This is a genomic window from Streptomyces sp. NRRL F-5755, assembly GCF_001279365.1.
Lineage (GTDB): Bacteria > Actinomycetota > Actinomycetes > Streptomycetales > Streptomycetaceae > Streptomyces > Streptomyces rimosus.
In genome coordinates, this window is sequence record NZ_LGCW01000027.1 from 1 (window position 1) to 20,111 (window position 20,111).

At 66.3% G+C, this 20,111-nt stretch carries 13 protein-coding genes and 1 pseudogene; 1 reads left to right on the top strand and 13 read right to left on the bottom strand.

Annotated elements, in window-relative coordinates; genetic code table 11:
• Positions 1–197 (top strand): annotated as a pseudogene (locus ADK86_RS05280) (IS5/IS1182 family transposase); the annotation flags it as partial.
• Between the two features lie 216 nt (positions 198–413).
• On the opposite strand, the gene ADK86_RS05285 reads toward ADK86_RS05280, so the two are convergent.
• From ADK86_RS05285 to ADK86_RS05345, 13 genes are read right to left on the bottom strand one after another with little or no spacing between them, the layout of a single operon-like run.
• The gene (locus ADK86_RS05285) at positions 414–1,994 is read right to left on the bottom strand and encodes a serine/threonine-protein kinase (protein WP_053695526.1); all 1,581 of its coding nucleotides are present in this window, start codon (positions 1,992–1,994) and stop codon (positions 414–416) included.
• Between the two features lie 2 nt (positions 1,995–1,996).
• The gene (locus ADK86_RS05290) at positions 1,997–2,608 is read right to left on the bottom strand and encodes a hypothetical protein (RefSeq protein WP_159393779.1); all 612 of its coding nucleotides are present in this window, start codon (positions 2,606–2,608) and stop codon (positions 1,997–1,999) included.
• Complete coding sequence (locus ADK86_RS05295; protein WP_053695528.1) at positions 2,605–4,299, bottom strand: helicase HerA-like domain-containing protein; 1,695 nt, start codon at positions 4,297–4,299, stop codon at positions 2,605–2,607. Before ADK86_RS05295 ends, ADK86_RS05290 begins: the two co-directional genes overlap by 4 nt.
• Before the next feature lie 2 nt (positions 4,300–4,301).
• A complete protein-coding gene (locus tag ADK86_RS05300) occupies positions 4,302–5,441 on the bottom strand; it encodes a hypothetical protein (RefSeq protein WP_053695529.1) in 1,140 nt (379 codons plus the stop codon).
• The gene (locus tag ADK86_RS05305; protein WP_053695530.1) at positions 5,438–6,346 is read right to left on the bottom strand and encodes a hypothetical protein; all 909 of its coding nucleotides are present in this window, start codon (positions 6,344–6,346) and stop codon (positions 5,438–5,440) included. Before ADK86_RS05305 ends, ADK86_RS05300 begins: the two co-directional genes overlap by 4 nt.
• On the bottom strand, positions 6,343–10,422 hold the full coding sequence (locus tag ADK86_RS05310) for a hypothetical protein (protein WP_053695531.1): 4,080 nt from the start codon (positions 10,420–10,422) through the stop codon (positions 6,343–6,345). The genes ADK86_RS05305 and ADK86_RS05310 overlap by 4 nt, the downstream gene beginning before the upstream one ends.
• Complete coding sequence (locus tag ADK86_RS05315) at positions 10,419–11,594, bottom strand: hypothetical protein (protein WP_053695532.1); 1,176 nt, start codon at positions 11,592–11,594, stop codon at positions 10,419–10,421. Before ADK86_RS05315 ends, ADK86_RS05310 begins: the two co-directional genes overlap by 4 nt.
• Positions 11,591–13,855, bottom strand: coding sequence for an EVE domain-containing protein (locus ADK86_RS05320; RefSeq protein WP_053695533.1), 2,265 nt, complete (start codon positions 13,853–13,855; stop codon positions 11,591–11,593). Before ADK86_RS05320 ends, ADK86_RS05315 begins: the two co-directional genes overlap by 4 nt.
• Complete coding sequence (locus ADK86_RS05325; RefSeq protein WP_053695534.1) at positions 13,852–15,075, bottom strand: hypothetical protein; 1,224 nt, start codon at positions 15,073–15,075, stop codon at positions 13,852–13,854. The genes ADK86_RS05320 and ADK86_RS05325 overlap by 4 nt, the downstream gene beginning before the upstream one ends.
• Positions 15,072–16,205: a serine/threonine-protein kinase gene (locus ADK86_RS05330; protein ID WP_053695535.1), complete on the bottom strand. Its 1,134-nt coding sequence runs from the start codon at positions 16,203–16,205 to the stop codon at positions 15,072–15,074. The genes ADK86_RS05325 and ADK86_RS05330 overlap by 4 nt, the downstream gene beginning before the upstream one ends.
• Positions 16,202–16,660: a hypothetical protein gene (locus ADK86_RS05335; RefSeq protein ID WP_053695536.1), complete on the bottom strand. Its 459-nt coding sequence runs from the start codon at positions 16,658–16,660 to the stop codon at positions 16,202–16,204. The genes ADK86_RS05330 and ADK86_RS05335 overlap by 4 nt, the downstream gene beginning before the upstream one ends.
• On the bottom strand, positions 16,657–18,111 hold the full coding sequence (locus tag ADK86_RS05340; protein ID WP_053695537.1) for a hypothetical protein: 1,455 nt from the start codon (positions 18,109–18,111) through the stop codon (positions 16,657–16,659). Before ADK86_RS05340 ends, ADK86_RS05335 begins: the two co-directional genes overlap by 4 nt.
• On the bottom strand, positions 18,108–20,108 hold the full coding sequence (locus ADK86_RS05345; RefSeq protein ID WP_053695538.1) for an HsdM family class I SAM-dependent methyltransferase: 2,001 nt from the start codon (positions 20,106–20,108) through the stop codon (positions 18,108–18,110). The genes ADK86_RS05340 and ADK86_RS05345 overlap by 4 nt, the downstream gene beginning before the upstream one ends.
• Positions 20,109–20,111 lie beyond the last annotated feature (3 nt).

The following is a 20,111-nucleotide window of genomic DNA, read 5'->3' on the forward strand; positions in this document are numbered from 1 at the left end:
ACCGCAAACGGCTCGGCAGCCGAGGCGGCAGGCCACCGGCCTTCGACCGCGAGGCCTACAAGCAGCGGAACACCGTCGAACGCTGCATCAACAAGCTCACGCAATGGCGCGGCCTGGCCACCCGCTACGACAAGACCGCCACCATCTACCTCACCGGACTCCACCTCGCCGCCATCTTCATCTGGTCAGCGAGATGATCCGAAAGAAACGGCCTAGGCGAGGTTCTTCCCGGTCTCGGTGACAATCCGCACGGCCCCGTCGCGGAACTCCGCGTCGTACCGCTGACGCTTCTCTGCCAGACCCAACCTCCCCTGCAACTACGGCCTTCACGCTACGAGGGGAACCTCATCCAGCCCCTTTCTGCCGGTCGATCAGCCGCCAGGCACAGGACCAGCGCGATCTGTGGGCGGAGCTCAGGCTGTCGGGCTCGTGAGCTCGCGGACGCGGTCGCCGTAGAAGCCCTGCTTGTCCGCGTCCATGACTCGCTCAAAGTACTCCCGGGCGCGTCGCCGATCACCGACCATGAAGTAGTACTTCCCGAGCTCGAAGAGACTGAACAGGTCGAAGGCGTCAAGTGCCAGGGCCTGGTTGTAGAAGCTGAGAGCGAGGCGATCGTTCCCGTTGAGGGCGTGCGCCCACCCGAGCTTGGAGTAGACGACGACGGCATCCGGCCGCTCCGCTCGAACGGTCTCGAGCAACTGGATCGCGCGCCCGTAGTCGCCATCAAGTCCCGCCGCGACGGCGAGCCGGAATCGCGAGTACGGCCGGTTTACGGCGTCCACAAGGCGCTCGTAGATCGCCACCGCGTCGCCGTACCGCTGGAGGCTGGTGTACAGCTGACCGAGTCGCTCGAGCACGTCGCGTCGCTGCTGACCCTCGACCGGGTAGCCACGATCGAAGGCAACGAGCAGCTGCTCGTACGCTTCGGCCGCTTTGCGGTCGTACCCCAGTCGCATACAGATGCCGCCAAGCATCCGCAGGTACTGAGGATGGCCGTCGCTCCGATCGACAGCGGCCTCCGCCGCCTCCAGGGCACCTTGAGCGTCGCCCTCGGCGAGCCGCTGCTTGGCCAGTTCGAGGTAGTAGAGCGGACTCGACGAGGGCGGCTGGAAGCCGAGCCGGCTGGGCTCCGAGCGAGCCGGCACGGCCGCCGTCGCCGCCTCAGCGCGCAACCGGTCAAGGCATGCCTGCACGGCGGCGCGCATCGACCCGCAGTTCTGAAAACGGTTCTCGGGCCGCCACGCCATCGCGCGAAGGATTACGTCCTCGAGATCGGCAGGCACATCGCGGTTGACCTCACGAGGCTTGGCGATCTGCACGCCGGTCAGCAGCTGATGCGGGCTCGAGTAGGGCAACCGTCCCGTGGCCATCTCGTAGAGGAGAACGCCGATCGAGTAGATGTCGCTGACGTCCCGGGCGCGCTTCCCCTCGAGCGCCACCTCCGGGGCCATGTACGCCTCCGTGCCGTGGCGCTTGGTCCAAACCCACACATCCTCGAGCCGGCGGCTCGACCCAAAGTCGGTGATCTTCGCTGCCCCGGACGCCTTGTCGACGAGGATGTTCTGCGGCTTCAGGTCGTTGTGCGAGATGTTCGCAGCGTGGACGGCAGCAAGACCGTCGAGGATCTGCATCGTCCACTCCAGCATCTGTTCAAAGGTGAGCGGCGCCCGCGTACTGACGCTGTCGAGGACCTTCGCCAGGTCGTAGCCATCGACGAACTCCATCTCGATCACGAAGAGCTCGCTGATGTTGTGGAAGCCGTGGACGCGAACGATGTTCGGGTGACGGATTTCCCTGATGATGTCTGACTCTTTGCGAAGCACCTCCTCGCCCTTCTCCTGGTCTTTCGGAATCTTGATCGCGACCGTGGCACCATCCTTCAGTCTCCGCGCCTGCCACACCTCGCCGAAGCTCCCTTTGCCGAGCTCGGCTAGCAAGCGAAACCGATCGCCCAGCTCCTCGCTGGGTTCGCCGCGGAACACGATCAGCGCCATGACTACGCCCTCCCCAAGGCGAGCCGCTCATTGCGCTCATCGCGCAGGAACTCGCCGAACACGAGACGTCCAGAATCGGGAGCGGGGCGCATCACGCACTTGATGATCATCAACGGTGTCCGTGCCGGATCCACGTCACTGCCACGACGCCTGAACCCTTCGCGGTAAGTTGCAATGATGGCGTCCATGCTGCGTGGAGCCGAGCCGCTGCGCACCCAGTAGATCAGGACACACAGCTTCAAGTTCGGGGACGCGGTCGACGCGATCGCGAGGTTCTCGACCTTGCCCCGCAGCTTCCCCTCGTCACCGCGCTCGAACCTCTCGAATTCGAACGCGAGCGAGGCTTCGCCCGAGTGCTTCTCGAACCACACGGAGTCCGCGCGCACGTCCCCGAGGCCGTTGTCGCGGGCCCACCAGATCGGGCACTCCGCCACGGCGGAGTAGCCCTGCGACTGCCCCGCGGTGGCCAGGACCGTGAGGAAGTGCGAGTGCACCGTGAGCCCGATGTCCGGGATCCCCGACAGCAGCATCGGGAAGTGCTCGACCAGCAGTTCGCGGTTGGTGAGCCCGTCGAACACCAGGTCCGCCGGTGATGTGGAGCGGTCACCCATCATCCTCCCGACCTCCCCCAGCGCTCGCACACGCGCGGTGACTCACCGCCGTGGACGAGCGCCTTGGTGCCGACCTTCACGACGAGCGGCGCGATGATCGCCCGTCCGCAGATCAGCGCCTCACCGGTCGACAGCGTCGGGAGCTCCGCCAGGTCCGCTGCAGAGAAGTAGTCGGAGGTCTTCTGGATGAACCGCTGGTCGTCCGGGTTCTTGATGCGCATCGCGACGATGGTGTTGCACTGACTCGTCACGTCGGAGTCGAGCTTGCTCGGGCGCTGGCTGACGATGGCGAAGCCCACGCCGAACTTCCGGCCCTCGGCCGCGATGCGCTTGATGATGTTCTTCGAGATCGCAGCCTCGCCGGCGGGCGCGAAGTTGTGCCCCTCCTCGTAGACAATGAACACCGGTCGGGTCGGGCGCTGCTTGTCGGCCGCCGCCTTCATCAGCTCGCTCGAGATGAGCGCAACGATGACCTGCCGCGCCGTGTTCGAGAGCCCTTGGAGGTCGATGATGCAGAGCCGTCCGGCCTCGGCATTGTCGTCGCCGACCATCTCGTAGACGTCGAACGGCTCACCGGCCGCGCGCGAGTAGAAGCTCTGGGCCTCGTTGATCATGCGCCGAAGGCGGATGGCGGCGATGTTGGCGCTCCCTCCGCGGAGCGCATTGGCCTCGCCCTGGCTGCCGGACTCCGCCACCCACTCCTTCAGGCGGTCGAGATCATCGAGGACCGCGAAGAGCTCCTGGATGTCGCGAGGCTCGTCGATGTTCTCCTTCCAGTAGCGGAGCGCGACGTCGAGCACCCGCTGCTGCGGCTCCGTTAGTCCAGGGAGCACACCGGAGAACTCATCCACGTCGAAGTGGTCGAGCTGGAGAGCGAGGCGCGTGTTCTTCCCCGCATATCTCTCGTCGAAGCTTCGCAGCTGCGGCGTGTAGACCTTGATGCCGCCCCCGCGATCCTGCAGCTGCTGGAGGGCATCTTGGATCTCCGCGAGCTTCTGCCGGTCCCGAGGATCCTCGACGTTGTCGAGCCGGTCGTTGAAGTTGAGCTTGCCAGCTCGGAAGGCCTTGCCGTACTCGCCGTGCGGGTCGAAGACCACGACCGACGCGTTGAGCTGCGAGACCAGCCGCTCGATGACGCGCCCGACAGTGTAGCTCTTCCCCGAACCGGTCATCGCAAGCACGGCGAGGTGCTCGGTCACCAAGGTGTTCGCGTCGAGGAAGACCGGGACGATGTTCTCTCCCTTCTCGTAGCCGACGAGGTTGCCCAGATGGATGCTGGTGTCCTCGGAAAACTCGTAGAAGCTCGTGAGGAACGCGTAGTCGACTCCATAAACCTTCGTCCCCGGCGTCAGGGGCCGTCGGGGTATCCGGATCTCGCCGGTGAACGGATCCTTGTAGCCGACCAGCTCGAGCGTCGCGTACACGGTCTCGCCCGAGAGCCGCGACTGCGGCAGCAGCTCGACTTCACTGATCCCTTCGCCGAGCGCTGGGCTGAACAGGATGTTCGACCGCGAGAGCCCCACGATGCGGCCCAGCACGTCAAGCAGCGATTCCGACTCGCGCTCCTGGTGCGCGACCCGCACGAACTCCCCACGCCGCGCCGAGAAGCTCGTACGCAGCGCGATCGTCAGCTTGTTGGGTTCCCCGGTATTGCCGACCAGCTTGCCAATGTAGTTGTCGTCGTCTCGGAACATGCTCACTCCTCATCCATGGTGTCGACGCCCTCGAGCCAGGCTCGATCAACGGCACGGTCCTTGAGCATGCCCAGGGTCGAACGAAGGTAGTTGGACAGGACCTCGCGCGGCATCACCACGAGCTGTTCGGCGTACCAGAGCGGCAGCGGCTTCATCCGCGGGTTGTCGTTCAGCGTCAGGAAGGCGGTGATGCTGGCCAGCCTGTCGAGGGCCTCGGAGTCCCACTGCCCCGGAGCACCGACGGTCTCGATCTTCCAGATCGGCGTTCTGAGGCCGACCTGGATGTGAAAGCCGATGAGCCCGTGGTTCGCGACCGTCCGAGGCTCGAAGCGCTTCATCTGGCGTCCCAGCGCTTCGTAGTAGTAGGCGGCCGTCCGATGCCCTGCGCGCAGGGCACCACGGAGGAAGCGGAGAACACCGACCCGCCGCAGCTGCACCCACTCGCCTTGCACAAGGTCCAGCGCTTCGCTGCCGATCGCCTCGGGGGAACCCGCCAGTCCCTTCTCACGGAGCGCGTTCAAGACGGCGGCGTTGAGGTCGCGGCGCGACTGAAGCGAGACGAGGAACGGACCGTTCGGGTCGTTCGGGTAGATGGACGGCAGGAACCGCTGCCAGAACGCCTCCATCACCTCGATCAGCTCGCGCCACTCCTCCTCGACGTCGGGCTCGGCGAGGCTGAGACTCTGCTCGGCACGCGGGACAAGGAGCGGGATGTCGACGAAGATGACATCCGGTTTCGTATCCGAATCCAGCAGGTCCGTCAGGAGCTGGTAGACGAGGATGTACTCCTTCCATGCAAGTCGCTCGGACGCGTCCAGGAAGTTCATGTCATTGATGTCGACGCGGCTGTCCTGGAAGCCCTCCGTCACCTGGTTGCCAGACACGACGATGTCGTGGCGGAGCGCCGCGGCTCCGTAGAGAATGCCGCCCAGGGCGGGCATGCTCCGGCTCTTGGAGGAAACTCCGACGGCGTAGACGCGATCGAACCGGCGCGACTCGACGCTGCGGATGATGCCGCCACGCACGAAGAGCGGGGCCTTCGAGTCGATGTACCGCATCTTGTTGGCGATCTTCCCGGCGGTGCCAGGAAGCCGCAGGCTCATTGCCGCGGCGAGTGCGCGAGCCAGCTCGATGCTCTTCATGTCGTCGTCTCCTCTGAGGCGAGCAGGGCCCCAAGCTCACGCAGGTACGGGTGCATCCCGCGCTGCTCGAGAAACCGGACGAGAGCCCCGCGATCGCTCGGTGCCGACGCGCCGGAGGCCGCGAGCCCCTGACGTGTGAGCTCCTCGAGGGCTCGACCGACGTCATTGGCACTCAGGTCCACGCCAAGGAGCGCCCCGGCTCGAGATCGCAGGAGCTCCGCTGTCTGTGGGCCGCTGGCCGCAAGGAGCAGCGCAACGGGGACGAGCACCCCTTCGCCGACTGTCTCGGCCTTCGGCGGGTGGGGCGGCTGCCGTGCGGTCTCCCTGGCCTCCGCCGTGACCGACGGAGTCCACGACAAGAGGTGCCCAAGCAGGCTCTGGCGATGCGCCTCGTCGGTCAGCGCCGTGTAGGTAAGCAGCTGGAGCGCGGAGAAGAACACCGGACCCGCGGTGTTGGTCGCCTGGTACCGGAGGAGCACGGGCTTGTTCTGGGCATCCACGGCGAGCACACCTGCGCCGAGCGCTGTGTCGAAGAAGTGGTCCGACCGGACCTTCACCCCTCCGCCGAGGACCTCCTCGAGCGCACCGTCGGTGATGCGAGCAACCGAATCCGCGGCGCGGCGTCGGGCTCCCAGCTGGACCGGCGTCTTGAAGTAGCGGCCGAGGTCCAGATCCGTGAACGGCGGCACGGCGATGACGGCGACCCGCGACCGCGCGAGCGCGGACGATAGCTTGCGCATGTCGACGAGGCGCTCGGCATCCAGCAACCCACCGACGACGATGAGCGGAGGCCCCGACGGATCAGCCAGGAGTCGATCCATGGGAACGCTCTCGACCTCTGCCGTCTGCGAGAGGACGCCGACCTCGAACAGGTCAGCCTGTGCTTCGACGATGCGCGCTTTCATCGGAGCTCCAACTTCGAGCGGACGAGCTTCATCTCCTTGAGCTCGCGAATCGCGTCGGCGTGGTCCGGGTGCTGGTCTTCGTCGTAGGAGCCGGCCTCCAGGTCGCCGGAAATATCGACCCACAGACCGAAGTGGACGTCCTTGCCAGCGCCCTCAAAGAAACCTGCGCCCTCCTGGGAGACCTCGCTGTTGAACGCCTCGTAGCGCGCCTTCGTGGTCCCGAAGGTCGCAGCCAGCGTCGGCTCCGCCTTGGCCGGCTTCCCGTTCGACTTCAAAACCCGGTTGAGCGCGCGCAGTTCCTTCTGCCGGATCACCTGCCGGAGTCCCGTCTTGAGCTCGTCGAGCTTCTCTGTGACCCGCTGCGGGAGCCCCTGGACCGCTTGCTCGGTCGCGACGACCTCGGTCTCCAAGCTCTTCAAGAGCTCGGTCTCCGCCACTTGATCGATCAGCGATTGCACCTGCTGCTTCAGGCCTCCCTCCACAAGGCCGCGGAACTTCTGGACCTCGAGCTTGAGCGGGTTGAGCGAGGCCTGTACCGGTTGCGGAGCGTCGGCCGTGAAGTCGCCCAGCGACTGCCACGCGGAGGCGGCGGCCTTGTAGTCCTTAACCGCCTTCGCCCACTGCTCATGGAGCTTCTTGAACTGCGCGAAGAAGCTACCGGGCTGCTCCTTGCTGATCAGGTCCTTCAGCGCGTCCATGCGCTTCCACGCGTACTCGTACTGCGAGCTGACCAGGTACTGGTCGATCATCAGCGTGTACGACGCGACCGGGATCGTCGCCATCCGCGTCTGCGTGCCTGCCGCGGCGGTCCCTTTCACCGCGTTCTCGAGCTCGGACTTGATGGCCTTGAGCGGCAGCGTGACCGAGGCGATGGGGAAGGGGTGGCCCTCGGCCTCATCGAGCGTGGCCGCCTCGCCTAGCAGATGGTCGATCTCCTCGATCATCTCGTCCCGAGTTTCCAGGAACGCCTTCTTCAGCCACGCCAGGAAGGCGACGCGCTCCCACAGCGAGAGCGTCGGATACCGGGTCTCGTAGGACAGGATTCGCGCCGGCGAGCAGTCGAAGTGGAGCGTCGTCTCGCCTATCTCAAGCGGGCACACACCGAGGATGCGCTCCTCGATGTCGAGGACCTGAGCGACGACCGTCTTGAGCGATCCCTCGGTCAGGCTGTCGATGTCGGCGGTCAGGTGGTCCGAGCTCACCTGCTCGATCTGCTCTTCCGCCGTCGCCAGTTGCTGCTTGGCTGTGGGGTAGTTGTTGCTCAGCAGAATGCTGGCCTGTGTGGGGAACAGGTCGGTGAGCGTCTTGACCGAGTCCTTGCACTCCCCCTCGAGCCAGGCCGACGCCGACTGGCGGCGGCTCTCGAGCATCGTCCGGTCGACGGCCTTGTAGAGGTCGTTCTTCTTGCGGACGAGCCCGATGCCGATGAGCACCTCGAGGATCTGCTCGAGCTGCTGCGGTGCCTTCATCTCGCTGTCGGGCACCGCGAAAAAGAAGCTGTTGGCGAGCTTGCTCACCGCCGACTGCGTCTTGAGCTCTTGGAGGAGCGCGAAGAAGCACCGGGGCACCTTCGGGAGCAGGCTGCCGTCGGTCGTCAGCACGCCCAGGAGGTCGCCGTACTTCCACGCGGCAGGTGCATCGATGTTCTTCTTCGCCGCCTGTCGGCAGTTTTCAAACTCCACGTTGTTCAGAGGTCCACCGGCCGTGTCGACGGCTGCATCGAGCGAGCAGTCGGTCGCCAACATGTAGCGGTAGCCCTTCGCGAAATCGGCCGTGTTGTTGCCGGTCTTGCGGCTCCAGATGGGCGCGAGGAGGTAGCCGGTCTTGCGGAGGCCGTTCGCCCACTCCCGGCTCTTCGCTTGCCACTCGTCGCGGTAGGAACCCTCGAGCCCCTTCGCGACTTTGCTCAGGCGTGCCTCGTGGGCGTTGTAGGCGGAGCCCCGGCCCGAGTACTTGAGAAGGAACTCCTCCTCCTGCGACACGAGGCGCCGCGTCAGTACGCAGCGGCGAAGGGCCGGCGACGCATCGAGCTGCTGCTCGAACGAGGCCACGTCCGCGCCTGCCGGGAACAGGACGAGGATCGGGTGGACCCGCTCGAGGCCGATGTAGGCGCGTAGCTTGTCGAGGGTCTGCTGCGCGTCCAGGCAGTACACGACCGTGCACCGACCATCCGGCGTGACCCGAAGCCCGTCGAGCGACGGCGAGCCGAACGCGGAGGTGAGCGCCTTGTGCGGAACGTCCTTAAGCCCCGAGACGCGCTTGGTAGCCTCATCCTTGAGGTGGTCGTCGAGGAGCTTCGCGAGGCCAAGGCAGATCGCCGTCCCGCGTTTCGCCCTCGTCTGACTGACGCCGCGGACGTACTCGTCGAGCGAAGCCTCGTACTTGCCATCCCTGAAGAAGCGAACGCTCTCAGCCGCCGAGACCAGGAGCTTGTTGAACTCGCGCCAGAGCCGGAACGACATCCCGATGAACCGGGTCCCGTCGACCCGGTACTCCGGCTTCGAGAAGATGCGGTGGAGCGACTCGGCCGCGAACTCGATGCCCTCTCGCGGGTAGAGCGCCGCCAGCTGCTCGCCCCATTGCTCCAGGTCGGCGTAGACGACGAAGTCACCAGCGGCGCCCGGGGCTCCCCCGACCGCAACGGAGAACGCGCGCAATGCCTCGAGCAGTCCGACGACGGACACCTCGCAGGTCGGGGTGAAGTACGTGTCCGTCTTCCCTTCCTTTGCCTTGAAGCCGAACTCGGGACGGGTCAGCTCGTTCGCGAGCGCGCGCTCGTCGATGTGAACCTGAAAGAGCTCCGCGAAGGCGTGTCCGCGGCCCGCGACCTCGTGGGCGAGCAACGCATCGGCCATCTCCTCGGTCAACGCCGCCTTCGCCGCCCCGCCGACCGGAGCCGGTAGCTGGCCGTACACGAGCCGCTCCAGCTCCTGCTTGGGGACCCCGGTTACCTTGCCGAGCAGGGGCAGGACGGCGCCGTCGTTGAAGATATGCTTGGCCCGGGCATCGGTCTTGGCGAAGTCCTTCAGGAGCTCCCACGCGCTCGAGCGGTAGCCGCGCTCCATGTGCCGGGCGTACGTCTCGTGGATGGACGACATGATCACGTTCAGCCAGCCGAAGTTCCGGTTGGCCGAAAGGAACGCGCCCTCGAGCGTCCCCACCGGGTACTCGACGGCGTGCGGGTCGACCAGGCCGCCCTTGATGTGGTCGACGTAGCTCTGCACGTCGGTCAGTTGGTTCGGCTCGATCGTGACCGAGCTCGCTCGGCGCAGGTTCGGACCGATATGGATCTGGTCGCGCATGCCCACGCTGCAGAGCAGCAGAAAGTTCACGTCCGGATGTTGGTTTCGCCAGTTCTCGTGCTTGATGACCTCCGAGACCATCAGGAGGTACTCGTCGTCGACCTTGGTCTGCGTGTCCTCGCGAAGGCCCCGTTTCAGGTCACCGGGCGTCTCGACCTCGTCGACGATGATCCAGAGGTGGTTCAGGCCAGCATCACCCAAGACCTTCTTCGCATCGCGAAGCCGGTCCTCGAACGATCGCGTGTCGTCGTCGACGAGCGAAAGCGCCTTCAGGTTCACGCCCTTGGCCTGCATCGCCGCCTTGAGGTCCTCGTAGAGGTCCCGCGGCCCGCCAGCGGCAGGGTCGGCGCGCAACGTGTGCCGCAGGGCTTCGACCGCCAGGCGAGCCACCCACGTCGCAGCGTCGAGCGCGTCGTCGCACACGGTGCTGTAGCGGATGTAGAGCGGCAGGATGCCATCCTGCAGCGCCGGCTCGAGCACACGCGGCTTCTTGTCTGGCTGATGGAAGGGTGGGATGACGTACTCGTTCTTGTTGAGTAGCCACCGGTCGACGCGGCCCGTCGCTTCCGCGATGAGCTCGTAGCCAAGCCGTGTCTTGCCCAGACCCCAGTCGCCGAACGCGATGAAGAAGCCGGCGATGTCGTTCGCGGCACCGTCCCAGAAGGATCGGCGGAATTGGTGGAGTGCGTTGAACACCTGGTTCTGGCCCACCATGGAGAAGGAAGGCGGATAGAGTGCGACCCCCTTGGCGGCCCACGGTTTGGTGATGGTCATCGGTCTTCTCCCTGCATCTCCCTGGAGGAACCCGTGGGGGTCTGCTCCGCAGTCTCGACGTTCATGGTCTTGTAGAGGGGCGTGAAGTCGATGCGGACGCGACGTGCGCCGGGCTCGCCGAACAGCCCTCGTCCCATGCGGGGCTGTCCTGGGTGACGGTCGAGCAATCGCAGCTGCTCGTGATACATCGCCGTCCGGATGTAGCTGTCGAGGACGACGGCTCGATCCTCGTCCGGCACCTGAAGGAGCTCGCCGAAGCGCTCGCCGAGCTGACTCACGATGAGAAAGCCCTCGGCGTCCGCGCAATCGCGAAGCGCCCGGGCGAACGCCTCGTCGTCGGTCAGCCGCGCAGGCGCTGCGTCCTCGAATCCGAGCTCGACGAGGTTCTCCACCGCCAGCGCACCAGCGAGTCCACCGGCGTCCAGGCCCCAGGTCGAGGGGCCACCATCGAAGGCTCGGATGTGGAAGAACACGGCCAGGGCCTTCTTGAGCGCGGTCGGGAGGTCGTTCGTCGAGGGTGTTCCACCCTGGACGCCCTCCCACACGACCGCCGCAGTTTCGCCCAGAGCCGAAAGGTCAGCGCGCCAACGCGACCCGAGGGCGAGCTCGGCGTTGTCGCGCAGCAGCGTGTTGAAGCCGTCGCAGTTGCGCTGTGCGATCTCGAGTACATCGCCCTCGGGCGACGTGAGCGACAACGCGCCCGTGGGGATACCGCCCGGCGCCTCGACTCCCAGCTGCCAGCCCGCAAGGCAAAGCCCGATCACCAAGCGCGTGCGAGGCTCACGTCGAAGCAGCTGCTTCGCGAGGGCGCGAGCCCAGTCGACGTCAGCGTCCGCCTCGCGAAATGCCTTCCCCAGCGCGACGCCTTCCGCGGTGGCCCGGAGGCCCTTGTCGACCCGCTCGAAGAGGCTGATCCCGTTGATGCGGTAGCGGGCGCCGCTGCGCTCCATCCCGTACGTGTTGATGACGCCGTCGGTCCCCTTGCCGCGCGGCGCCCCGCCCCTGAACTGCATCGTGGGAGCGATGTCGAAGACCACGCGCTCGAGATCGGCCCGTGAATAGACGCGGCCTGGCTCCGCACGGGCCGCCGCCTCCGGGTACTCCTGGATGCGAGCCGCCTCGCTCCATAGAAACAGCTTGGGAAGCGCGATGCGCACCAACGGCGTGTTCATGCCTGTCCTCCGTGGAAAGTCGCCAGGAACTGCGACAGGCGAACGCGGTAGGGCTTTTCGCCCCGGTTCTGCAGGTGTCCCGGATGAGCCTTGATCTTGGATTGGTAGTCGTCGGTCAGACGCAGCACGTCGCCGTCGTGCTCGAACACATCGAGCAGCTCGAGGTTCTTCAGCATCACGTGGACGGCGCCGGCCCAGAGCGAATCCTGGGTGCTGGCCCCCACCGGCCAGTAGCCGACCTGCTCGAGCATCGAGCGGACATGGCGCCACAGAGGGCCCCGCCCGGCACCGTCGAGCTCGAGATGCGCCACATCCCCACCGACGTGGATCAGCGCCGCCACATCGCCCGCCAGGCCGGCGAACAGGCGGTGAACCTCGAACTGAAGGAGCGCGGCCGCGACGGGGTGTTGGGAGAGTCGCTCTGCGGCGGCCTCGCGACCGAGCGTGGCGGCAGGCTCCCACTCGCCGTGGCGACAGAGCGGTAGGCCGGCGACGACGTAGTTCCGGGCCATCACGTCGGTACGCTCCATCTCGCCGATCAGCACCTGGCCGTCGTCGGCCACGAGCAGTTCCACGGTGCTGAGAAGCAACGGGCGCTTCCAGCTTCGACGGAGCTGCGTGCTGAGCGGCCCCTCCAACTTCGACGCCGCGTCGGCGCTCCAGGACTGCTGCTCCGAAAGAAACTCGGGCTCTCGAATCAGGTCCCCGATCACCTTCGGCGGAAGCTGAGCGAACAGGTCGAGTCGCTCTGAGGCCGCCACGTCGCGCGGCTCGCGGATGGGCACGCTCAGGTAGGCGTGCGTCTTCTGATCGCCGCCGTGGGGCTGCGTCAGGTGCCAACGTCCGAACCGTGCCCAGACGTGCTCCTCGAGCTCCGGAATCGGCTCCGGGGCGTGTCGCCGGAGGTGCTCGCCCATGAAGTGCGCCGCGAGCCGGGTGGTGAACGCGGACGGGCCCGCGTCTCCGTCGATGAGGTGAAGGAAGAGCGGGGTGACCACGTGTGCCTCGGGACGACGCGCCAGCAGCGAGTCGAGCCAGTCGCTCAAGTGCGCCTCATGCAGCCCGAGGTCTTCCGGATCACCCGGCGTGAGCTCGCCGAGGGTGGCGAGATGCGCGAGCAGTCGGCGATTGCGGTCGAGGGGTGAGAACTGCTTCGCCTTCGTCGACGTCTTGGCCTTCGAGCGCTTCGGCGCGCCAGGCTTGTCGTGGATCGGCGGGGGATCGTCGCCCGGTCGGTAGAGGCGAAGGCGAGCCCAGTCGTCGTCGACGCGGAAGAGGAGGTCGTGCTCTGGCGTCGCGTTGTAGTGGACGCGACTGCGGAAGTTAGTCGTGTACTTCTCGATGTCGCACTGAACGGTGATCGGTTTGAAGAGCGGGTAGTTCGCTGCGAACCAGCTTGTGATCTCGTCCCGGGAGTGCTCGTCTCCATCGGCGAACGTCTCGGCGACGAAGCGCTCGAGCAGCTCGTTGCAGCTCTCGTCGTAGATCTTGCCGGCCCTGGCCCGCTTCATCGCCCACGTGAGGACCTCACGCGCCGGCTTGTGGGTCTCCTCGACAGGCAGGAGCGGTCGCAACAGCTCCCACGCGCCAGCGTCAACAGGGAAGTTGGTGCCGTTCGGCTGCCGGAGGATCATCAGGTTGGCCAGCCCTTTCCTGGCCGCGATGGTGGTCTTGAGGAGTGGGTTGCCGAGGAACCGCTTCTCGATCGCGAGCACGACGCGGGGCTTGGTCGTAGCTCCGCTGCTCGGGTCCGCCCAGAATGCTGCATCGGCGCCATCGGACTTCCGATCCGCGACGCCCTCCACCACACGAGCCTGGGCGTAGATGCCCGCGTAATTGCCCGACATCCAGAGCAGGATGATGTCGCCGATGTGGATGCGGTCCTTGTATCGGTTGGTCAGGAACTGCATCCGGTCGAGGTGCTGGAGGGCCTCGAGGATCCGGTAGAGCACGGGATTGGCCTGGAAGATCCAGACCCTTGGTTCCTTCACGTCGGGCACGGCAGCGACCTCGGCCGAGGTGACCTCAGCGATGGTGCCTTCGACGAGCTTGAACATCCCCTTGTCACCTCGAAGGAAACGGGCGTCCTGCGTCATGTCTCGATGCAGCGAAAACCACGGCGTCTTGCGATCGTCACTCACGGCGAACTCGTCCGAATGGAGCTCCGCCAGCGCCGCCCATACCTCGTCCCGGTAGTGGAAGGCCCGCCGCGGCTGGCTGCGCATCCAGTCGAATGCCAGGTCGACCTTGCGAGGCCTCATGCGGCACCTCCCTCTGACGCCCGCAGCACGAGCTCTTCGACCATGCGCTTCTGCAGCTCCTTGCCGGGCCGGAACACGGTGCGCAGGCGCGCCGCCATCAGTGACGACTGGTAGTCGTCGTCGAGCACCAGGAGCTCGTCCTGGTGGCACAGGATTCGAAGCTCGAGGAGGTTCCGGAGCAGGTTGCCCATGAGCTCGTCGGAGACTCGGCCGTCGACGAGGCCGAAGGGTGCGTAGCCCTGCGCGCGAACGAGGTCGCCGAGCAGCTCGGCCACGCGGCCGACCCCGCGGGAGTCCACGAGCACCGAGACGTCGTGCAGGCCGCCAGACGCGGGCACGTAGAGTTCCACGGTGGGCATCGTCGACGCTGGCGAGCGCCAGGCGCAGATGCCCAGGTGTATCACCGCGGCGTAGAACGGGTGCTCCACCACGGCATCACGGAGATGTTCGAAGAGCACTTCGTTGAGCGCGTCCTCGTCGGACATGCGCTGGCCACGCGCATCGACGATCGGGGCGCCGCTCAGCACGCCGAAGCGCTGCGTGTTCCACGGCTGCGGAATAAAGGCGCTGCCAAGGCCGAAGCCGTCCTCTCGATTGAGCGGCAGCGGGCGCAGCACCGCAGCGGCCTCAACAGCGACGGGCAGCGCCACGCAGGCGGGGCCGAAGCGCCGCAGCGCGAACTCGAAGAGCCCCTTGGGACGTGCGGAGTGTCCGAGTGCGTAGCTGTCCCAGGCGGCGAACGGCCGCGAGCGCTCGGGGAGGCCGGTCATGCGGGACTCGAGCTCCGCCGACGCGAGATCGACCAGGCGCTTGCCGCCCTCCAGCTGCGCGAGGAAGGCGTTGAGCTCAGCCAGCAGCGGCGCGAGCTCGCCTTTCGTCCACTCCTCGAGCTCCACGGTCATGCCCGCGCGGCCGGCATCGACCAGCCCCTCGACGAGGATGCTGAGCAGGTAGGCGCGGTACTCGGGGACCGCGAAGCACAGACGACGCCCGACCTGTTGCGCGTCGCACTCAAGGAGGTGCACGAAGGGTGGCGTCAGGTGCCAGGCCACCGGACGATCGTGCTCGTCGTCAACCGCCTTGAGGGCGCCTGCGTTCTCGAACACCGAGACCCACGGCCCAGCGCCGAGGTGCTCGGCCTCGTAGGCCGACACCTCGCCCCAGTGGGCAAGATGCTCGAAGAGCGGGACCGCGTCGCTCGGGCGGGCGGGGAGACTCATGCGGCAGCCTCCATGACGAGTTGACAGGCCGCTCGCGCGCTGTCGGCCGCGGCCCACCGGCGGAAGTTCGTCGCCGCCTGACGGGAACGCAGGACGACCCACTGCTCCGGCTTCTTCGGATCCTTCCCGATGCTCCAGTCCCAGCCCGACCATCCGTTGGCGGCGTACTGCTCACCGCAGGGAGCCAGCCTCCAGTCGGGCAGCCGGAGCGCTTCGAGATCGCCGATCATCTCGGACGGCGTCTGGTATCGGGCGGCGGGGTCGGGCGAGACCGCCTTGTTGACGATGCGCGCCAGGCTCTTGGGCACGTACGGCTGCATCTGCCCGAAGGAGATCACGCCTTTGCCGGACGCGGCCCGGGCCAGCGCACGGTCGACCACCTTCTGCCTGTCGAAATCGTCGACGCCGCCCGATGCCTCCGCCAACTCGCGAAGCTCCTTCCTCGCCTCGCGGTCCAGGTAGGCGTCGTCGTTGTACGGCAGAGCGCCGTGCACCATCTCGAAGAGCACCAGGCCCACCTGGTAGAGGTCCGACCGCACGTCGTAGCGGCTCGGCGTCGCCCATCCCTCGGCCGGCACGTAGAGCGCGCTGTGGCGCGAGGCGGTCACGCTCGCACTAGCATGAGCCAGTCGCGCGACCGACCCGAAGTCGGTGATCTTCGGCCAGATGCGCCCGTGTCGCTGCGAGATCAGCACGTTCGCGGGCTTGATGTCCCGATGAACGAGGAGCGCCTGGTGAAGCTGCGCGAGCCCATGGAGGATGCCAATCGCCGCGCAGACGGCCTCCATCATCGGGAGCGGCCCGCCGCTCAGCAGCGAGAGGATGCTGCCGCCGTCGACATACTCCATGGCAACGAGGACGAAGTCGTCGCCGAGGCGCTGCGCGTCGTGGACGCGCACGAGGTTGCTTCCGTTGCCCTCTGTCCTGGTCGCCTCCACAAGCCGGCGCGGCTCCGCGAAGAGGTCGCCGCTCGGATCGGGATAGAGGACCTTCAGGAACACCGGCAGGTCGAGGGGTACGTGATGCGCACGGAAGGCGTACGCGTTCGCGCCCTCGGTGTTCTCCGCCTCGAGCCTGTACTTCCCGGTCGCAGCGATGAGCTGCTGGACGTCCTGAAGAGTCGTGCTCATTCGTCGAGTCCCCACCACGCGACGAGCACCGCTTCTCGCCAGGTCTTCGGCTTGAAGTCCGCGCCGCCGTTCAACACGTCCTCGGGAGAAGCAGACGCGATGGAGGCGAATCGCTTCTCCTGTGCGCGGAGAGATTGCGGCGCGACAAGGTCAACGGCCAGCTCGAGCTCAGCGCCCACCAGCTGGACGATCCCCTCCGCCTTGACGCGCGAAGCCGACGGCCCTCGAAACTGTGAGGAGCCGACCTGCAGCACGCAGATGCGCTCGACTCCCTGCTCGGCCAGGAAGGTCGAGAGCAGCCGACGAAGGCTCAGCAGCGCGTGCCCCTCGCATGCGTCGGCGGGCAGCTTCTGTGACGTGGACGGAAGCGGCAGAACGCGGGGTTGAGCCCGGCTGCCATCGAGGAGCGCCCACTTGAAGTCGGTCGAGCTGGGAGCGATGCCGAGGACCTTCATGCGTCGTCCTCCGCCAGCTCCGGGATGTCGTCCGCGGTCGGTGGCTTGAGCGTTCCGGCGAGGATTGCCGGCACGTCGAGGGTGCCCTCGATCAGCGCTTCGACGTCGGCTTTGGCCTGGTCGACCAGATCGACCGCGGTCTGCAACAAGGTCGTGCGCCTGAGTTCCCTCGCTCCCAGGCTCTTGCGGGTCCCCGGCTTCGCCCCGGGGATCCAGATCTGCGGCAACACAGACTCCTCGATGGCCGGATAGGCAGAGCCCGTGTTGCACCGCATCAGCTGAGCCGTGGAAGCCGGGTGGCGGAGTACCGCCAACAGGAAGAACGCGTCCGTCTTGCTGACGGGCCGCACAACTGCGAAGCCGGTCGTAGCGACCGCACCATCGAGCGAGTCCGGCACGAGTCCTACCGCACCCCGGTTCGGCCTGACGGTCGAGGCGAGCACGTCGAAGCCACGAAGGAGCTTGCGCGCGCGGCTCGGTGCGTTCTCGACCGGTACTTCGGAGTGGGACACGTGACCCGTCGAGGAGTCGACGTTGGAGATCTCGATGTAACGGAACGTGCTCTGGCCGTGGGCTCCCGGTGACCACCGGTCCGAGGAGAGACTCGCGACCTTGCCAAGTTGAACGAAGGCAGGATTCCGGCGCAGCCATTCCGTGAGCGTGATGAAGTGGCGCTGGTGGTACCAAGCATCCAGCCGCGAGCCGTCGATCTCCGCGGGCGCGACCATCGTAGTGAGCGACGACAGCGCGTCATGAGGACAGCCCTCATAGAGCGTCGCTAGTTCCGTGCCGAGTTTCTCACCCTCCCGAGAGGCGACAGCGCGACAGCGCTCCGCCAACTCGACCTTCGCGCCGATGTAGTCTTGGACGCCTCGTTCGGGAACGACCACCTTCGCAGCGCGCGTTTCCTCGATCCCGAGGTACTTGATCAGAGTCCCGATACCTTGACGCTTGAGCTGAAAGCTCCCGAAGCGAGAAAGGAAGAAGGCAGCTAGGTAGCTTTCCCGCACCTTGTCGGCGAGCACCCTCACGCCAACGATGTGTTGCGTGATGTTGCACTCGTGAATGTGGGCGGGAATCCTGGACAGTGCGCCCAAGCGGCCTGCCTTCGCGAGGGCGAGGTCTCCGGGCTCAAGCTTCGAACGGTGGATGTCCTCGTGTACTTCGAGCGGAATCCGCGCGAGGTCCGTCTCGTTTAGAAATAGATCCCCGATGTTCTGCACCCGGAGGAGCGGTACGCCGTTGGGGGTGTCGTACAGGGATGCGGGTAGCTTCGAGCCGAATGGGCCCGTGAAGAGTCGCCCCAGCTTGCCGAGCACAACGAGCTTATGGCCGGAATGGTCCAGCTGGTTCTCGAGCTCGGTGTACTCCTGCCGGTAGAACTCGGCGGCCAGTCGAGACGGACGAAGCTGTGCGGGGCCGACCCACACAGCAGAGGGGGTTGTCGTCATCGCCCCCCTCCCGCAGTCGTCACGTACGTCGACGAGATCGAGACGAGGTCGTTCCCACTTGGATCCGGGACCTCCGTCTTGCCCTTCTTCAAATACCCGACGTGCTCGGCCACGGCCATGAAGACTGGCCCCTGCTTCTCGGCCGGGTGCCGCTTCTTCTGCAGATAGAGGAAGCTGGTCTTGGCGCCCGTGCCAGCGATGGAGAAGGTCTCGGTGGGCAGGCTCACGACTGCGCGCACGATCGCCTTGCCGCCGAGGAACTCGCCCGTCTCCTCATCCTGAGTCCCCATGAAGTACTCGCGGATGTAGGCGTCTCCCGAGTTGCAGAGGATGCCGTCGGGCACGACGATCAGGAGCCGCCCGCCGGGCTTCAGGAGCTGCAGGTTGCGGTCGATGAACAGCGAGGCCGGGTCGGCCTTGGCGAGCTCCTTCCGCTTCGCCCGGTTCCCGGGAGTCCACGACCAACCGAGCTCGAGGCCGCGCTCCTCGTCGCGCATGCGCGCTAGCCCGCGGGGATCGTCGTACTTGCCGGAGCCGAACGGTGGATTGGTCAGGATGAGGTCGAACTTCCCGATGAGCCGATCGAGATGCGGGTCGACCAGCGAGTCGTCGACCTTCAGCAGTTGGCTGTGGTCCTCGCCGTACAACAGCATGTTGATGCGAGCTTTCTGGATCGAGCCCGCGGCCTGGTCGGCGCCGAAGAAGCTGTGCCGCTTCATCTGCGAGAGCCAGCGCAGCTTGTCGTCGTCGGAGTGGCCGACGTGGCGGTCATCGAGCACGCGCCGCTTCACCTCGCGCAGCGCGCCGATGGGGAAACGCCCAGTACCGCAACAGATGTCGCCGACGAGGAAGGCGGGGAGCGCGGCTTCCTCGTCGGTTTGGGGGTTCCAGCGCTCGCGTTGCCCGTCGTCGCCCCGTCGGGCCCAGAGGTCCGCGTCGGGGATGTCGTGGAAGACCATGCGGGCCATGCACTCCACGACCTGGCTAGGCGTCAGGTAGGTCGCGAGCCCTTCGTCGCTCGCGTACTTGCCGCGAAGGAACACGTCGAAGGCCCAGCCCAGCAAGTCTTCGTGGATGAGGTGCGCCCGCATCTCGCGAGCCTTCTCTCCGTTGCCGAGGAGCTCGCGGTCGGGCACGGAGAGCCGGATGGGCTTGCCCTCCCGATCGCGGAGCTCGAGGGCCTCGATGGCGAGGGCGAGGACCTCTGGGTTCTCGAGACGCAGCGGCTCGTCGTACGAGAAGATCGTGTGCACCTCGCCAGTGATGTCGGTCGCCTTGTATTGCGGGAGGTTGTTGATCTCGCGGAAGGCGTCCTTGAGCTGGATGACCGCGTCCTTCTTGTGCTCCCGCACGTGGTCGGCCGAGTAGATGTCGGCGAATCGCTTGCCCTTCGCGGCGCCGCTCGTGAGCACGTAGCCAGGCGCCTTCTCGAGGTGAACCTTGAGGAAGAGCAACTTGCCGAGCTCGTCGATGGCGGCGTTGGTGGGCTTGACGCCGCCGCGCGAGTAGATGGCCTCGTGCAGCTGATCGAACTTGCGCTGGATCGCCCGGAAGTCGCCACGGTGGTACTCGGCCGAGACCTCCTGCACGAGCCGGGTGCGGGACTCGGAGATCGGCCGGGAGACGGTCTTCCACTCGTCCCGGGCCGGCAGCGCCGAGATTTGCGCGTCCTTCTCGACGTCGAAGATGAAGTCGTTCTCGTCGTCCCATACCCAGACGAAGCGAAACGGCTTACCGGCGGCGGCGCCGAGGCCGGCCTTGAACTTCGCGTCGTCCTGCACGGCAGGCCGCGAGGCATCGCCGGGCTCGCCGCTGGCGAAGAGGATGACGGGTTCGTTCTCGTCGAGCGCGACGAGCTCGGCGGTCGCCGACATGGATCCGTCGCCGAGCAGATCGAAGAGCGCGAAGTCGTCCTTGATCTGCTGGTAGCCGAGCTGTGAGAGCTTCTCCCGCGCGCCATCGCGGAGCGCGTCCGTGGTGTTCTTCCTCTTGGCCATGGG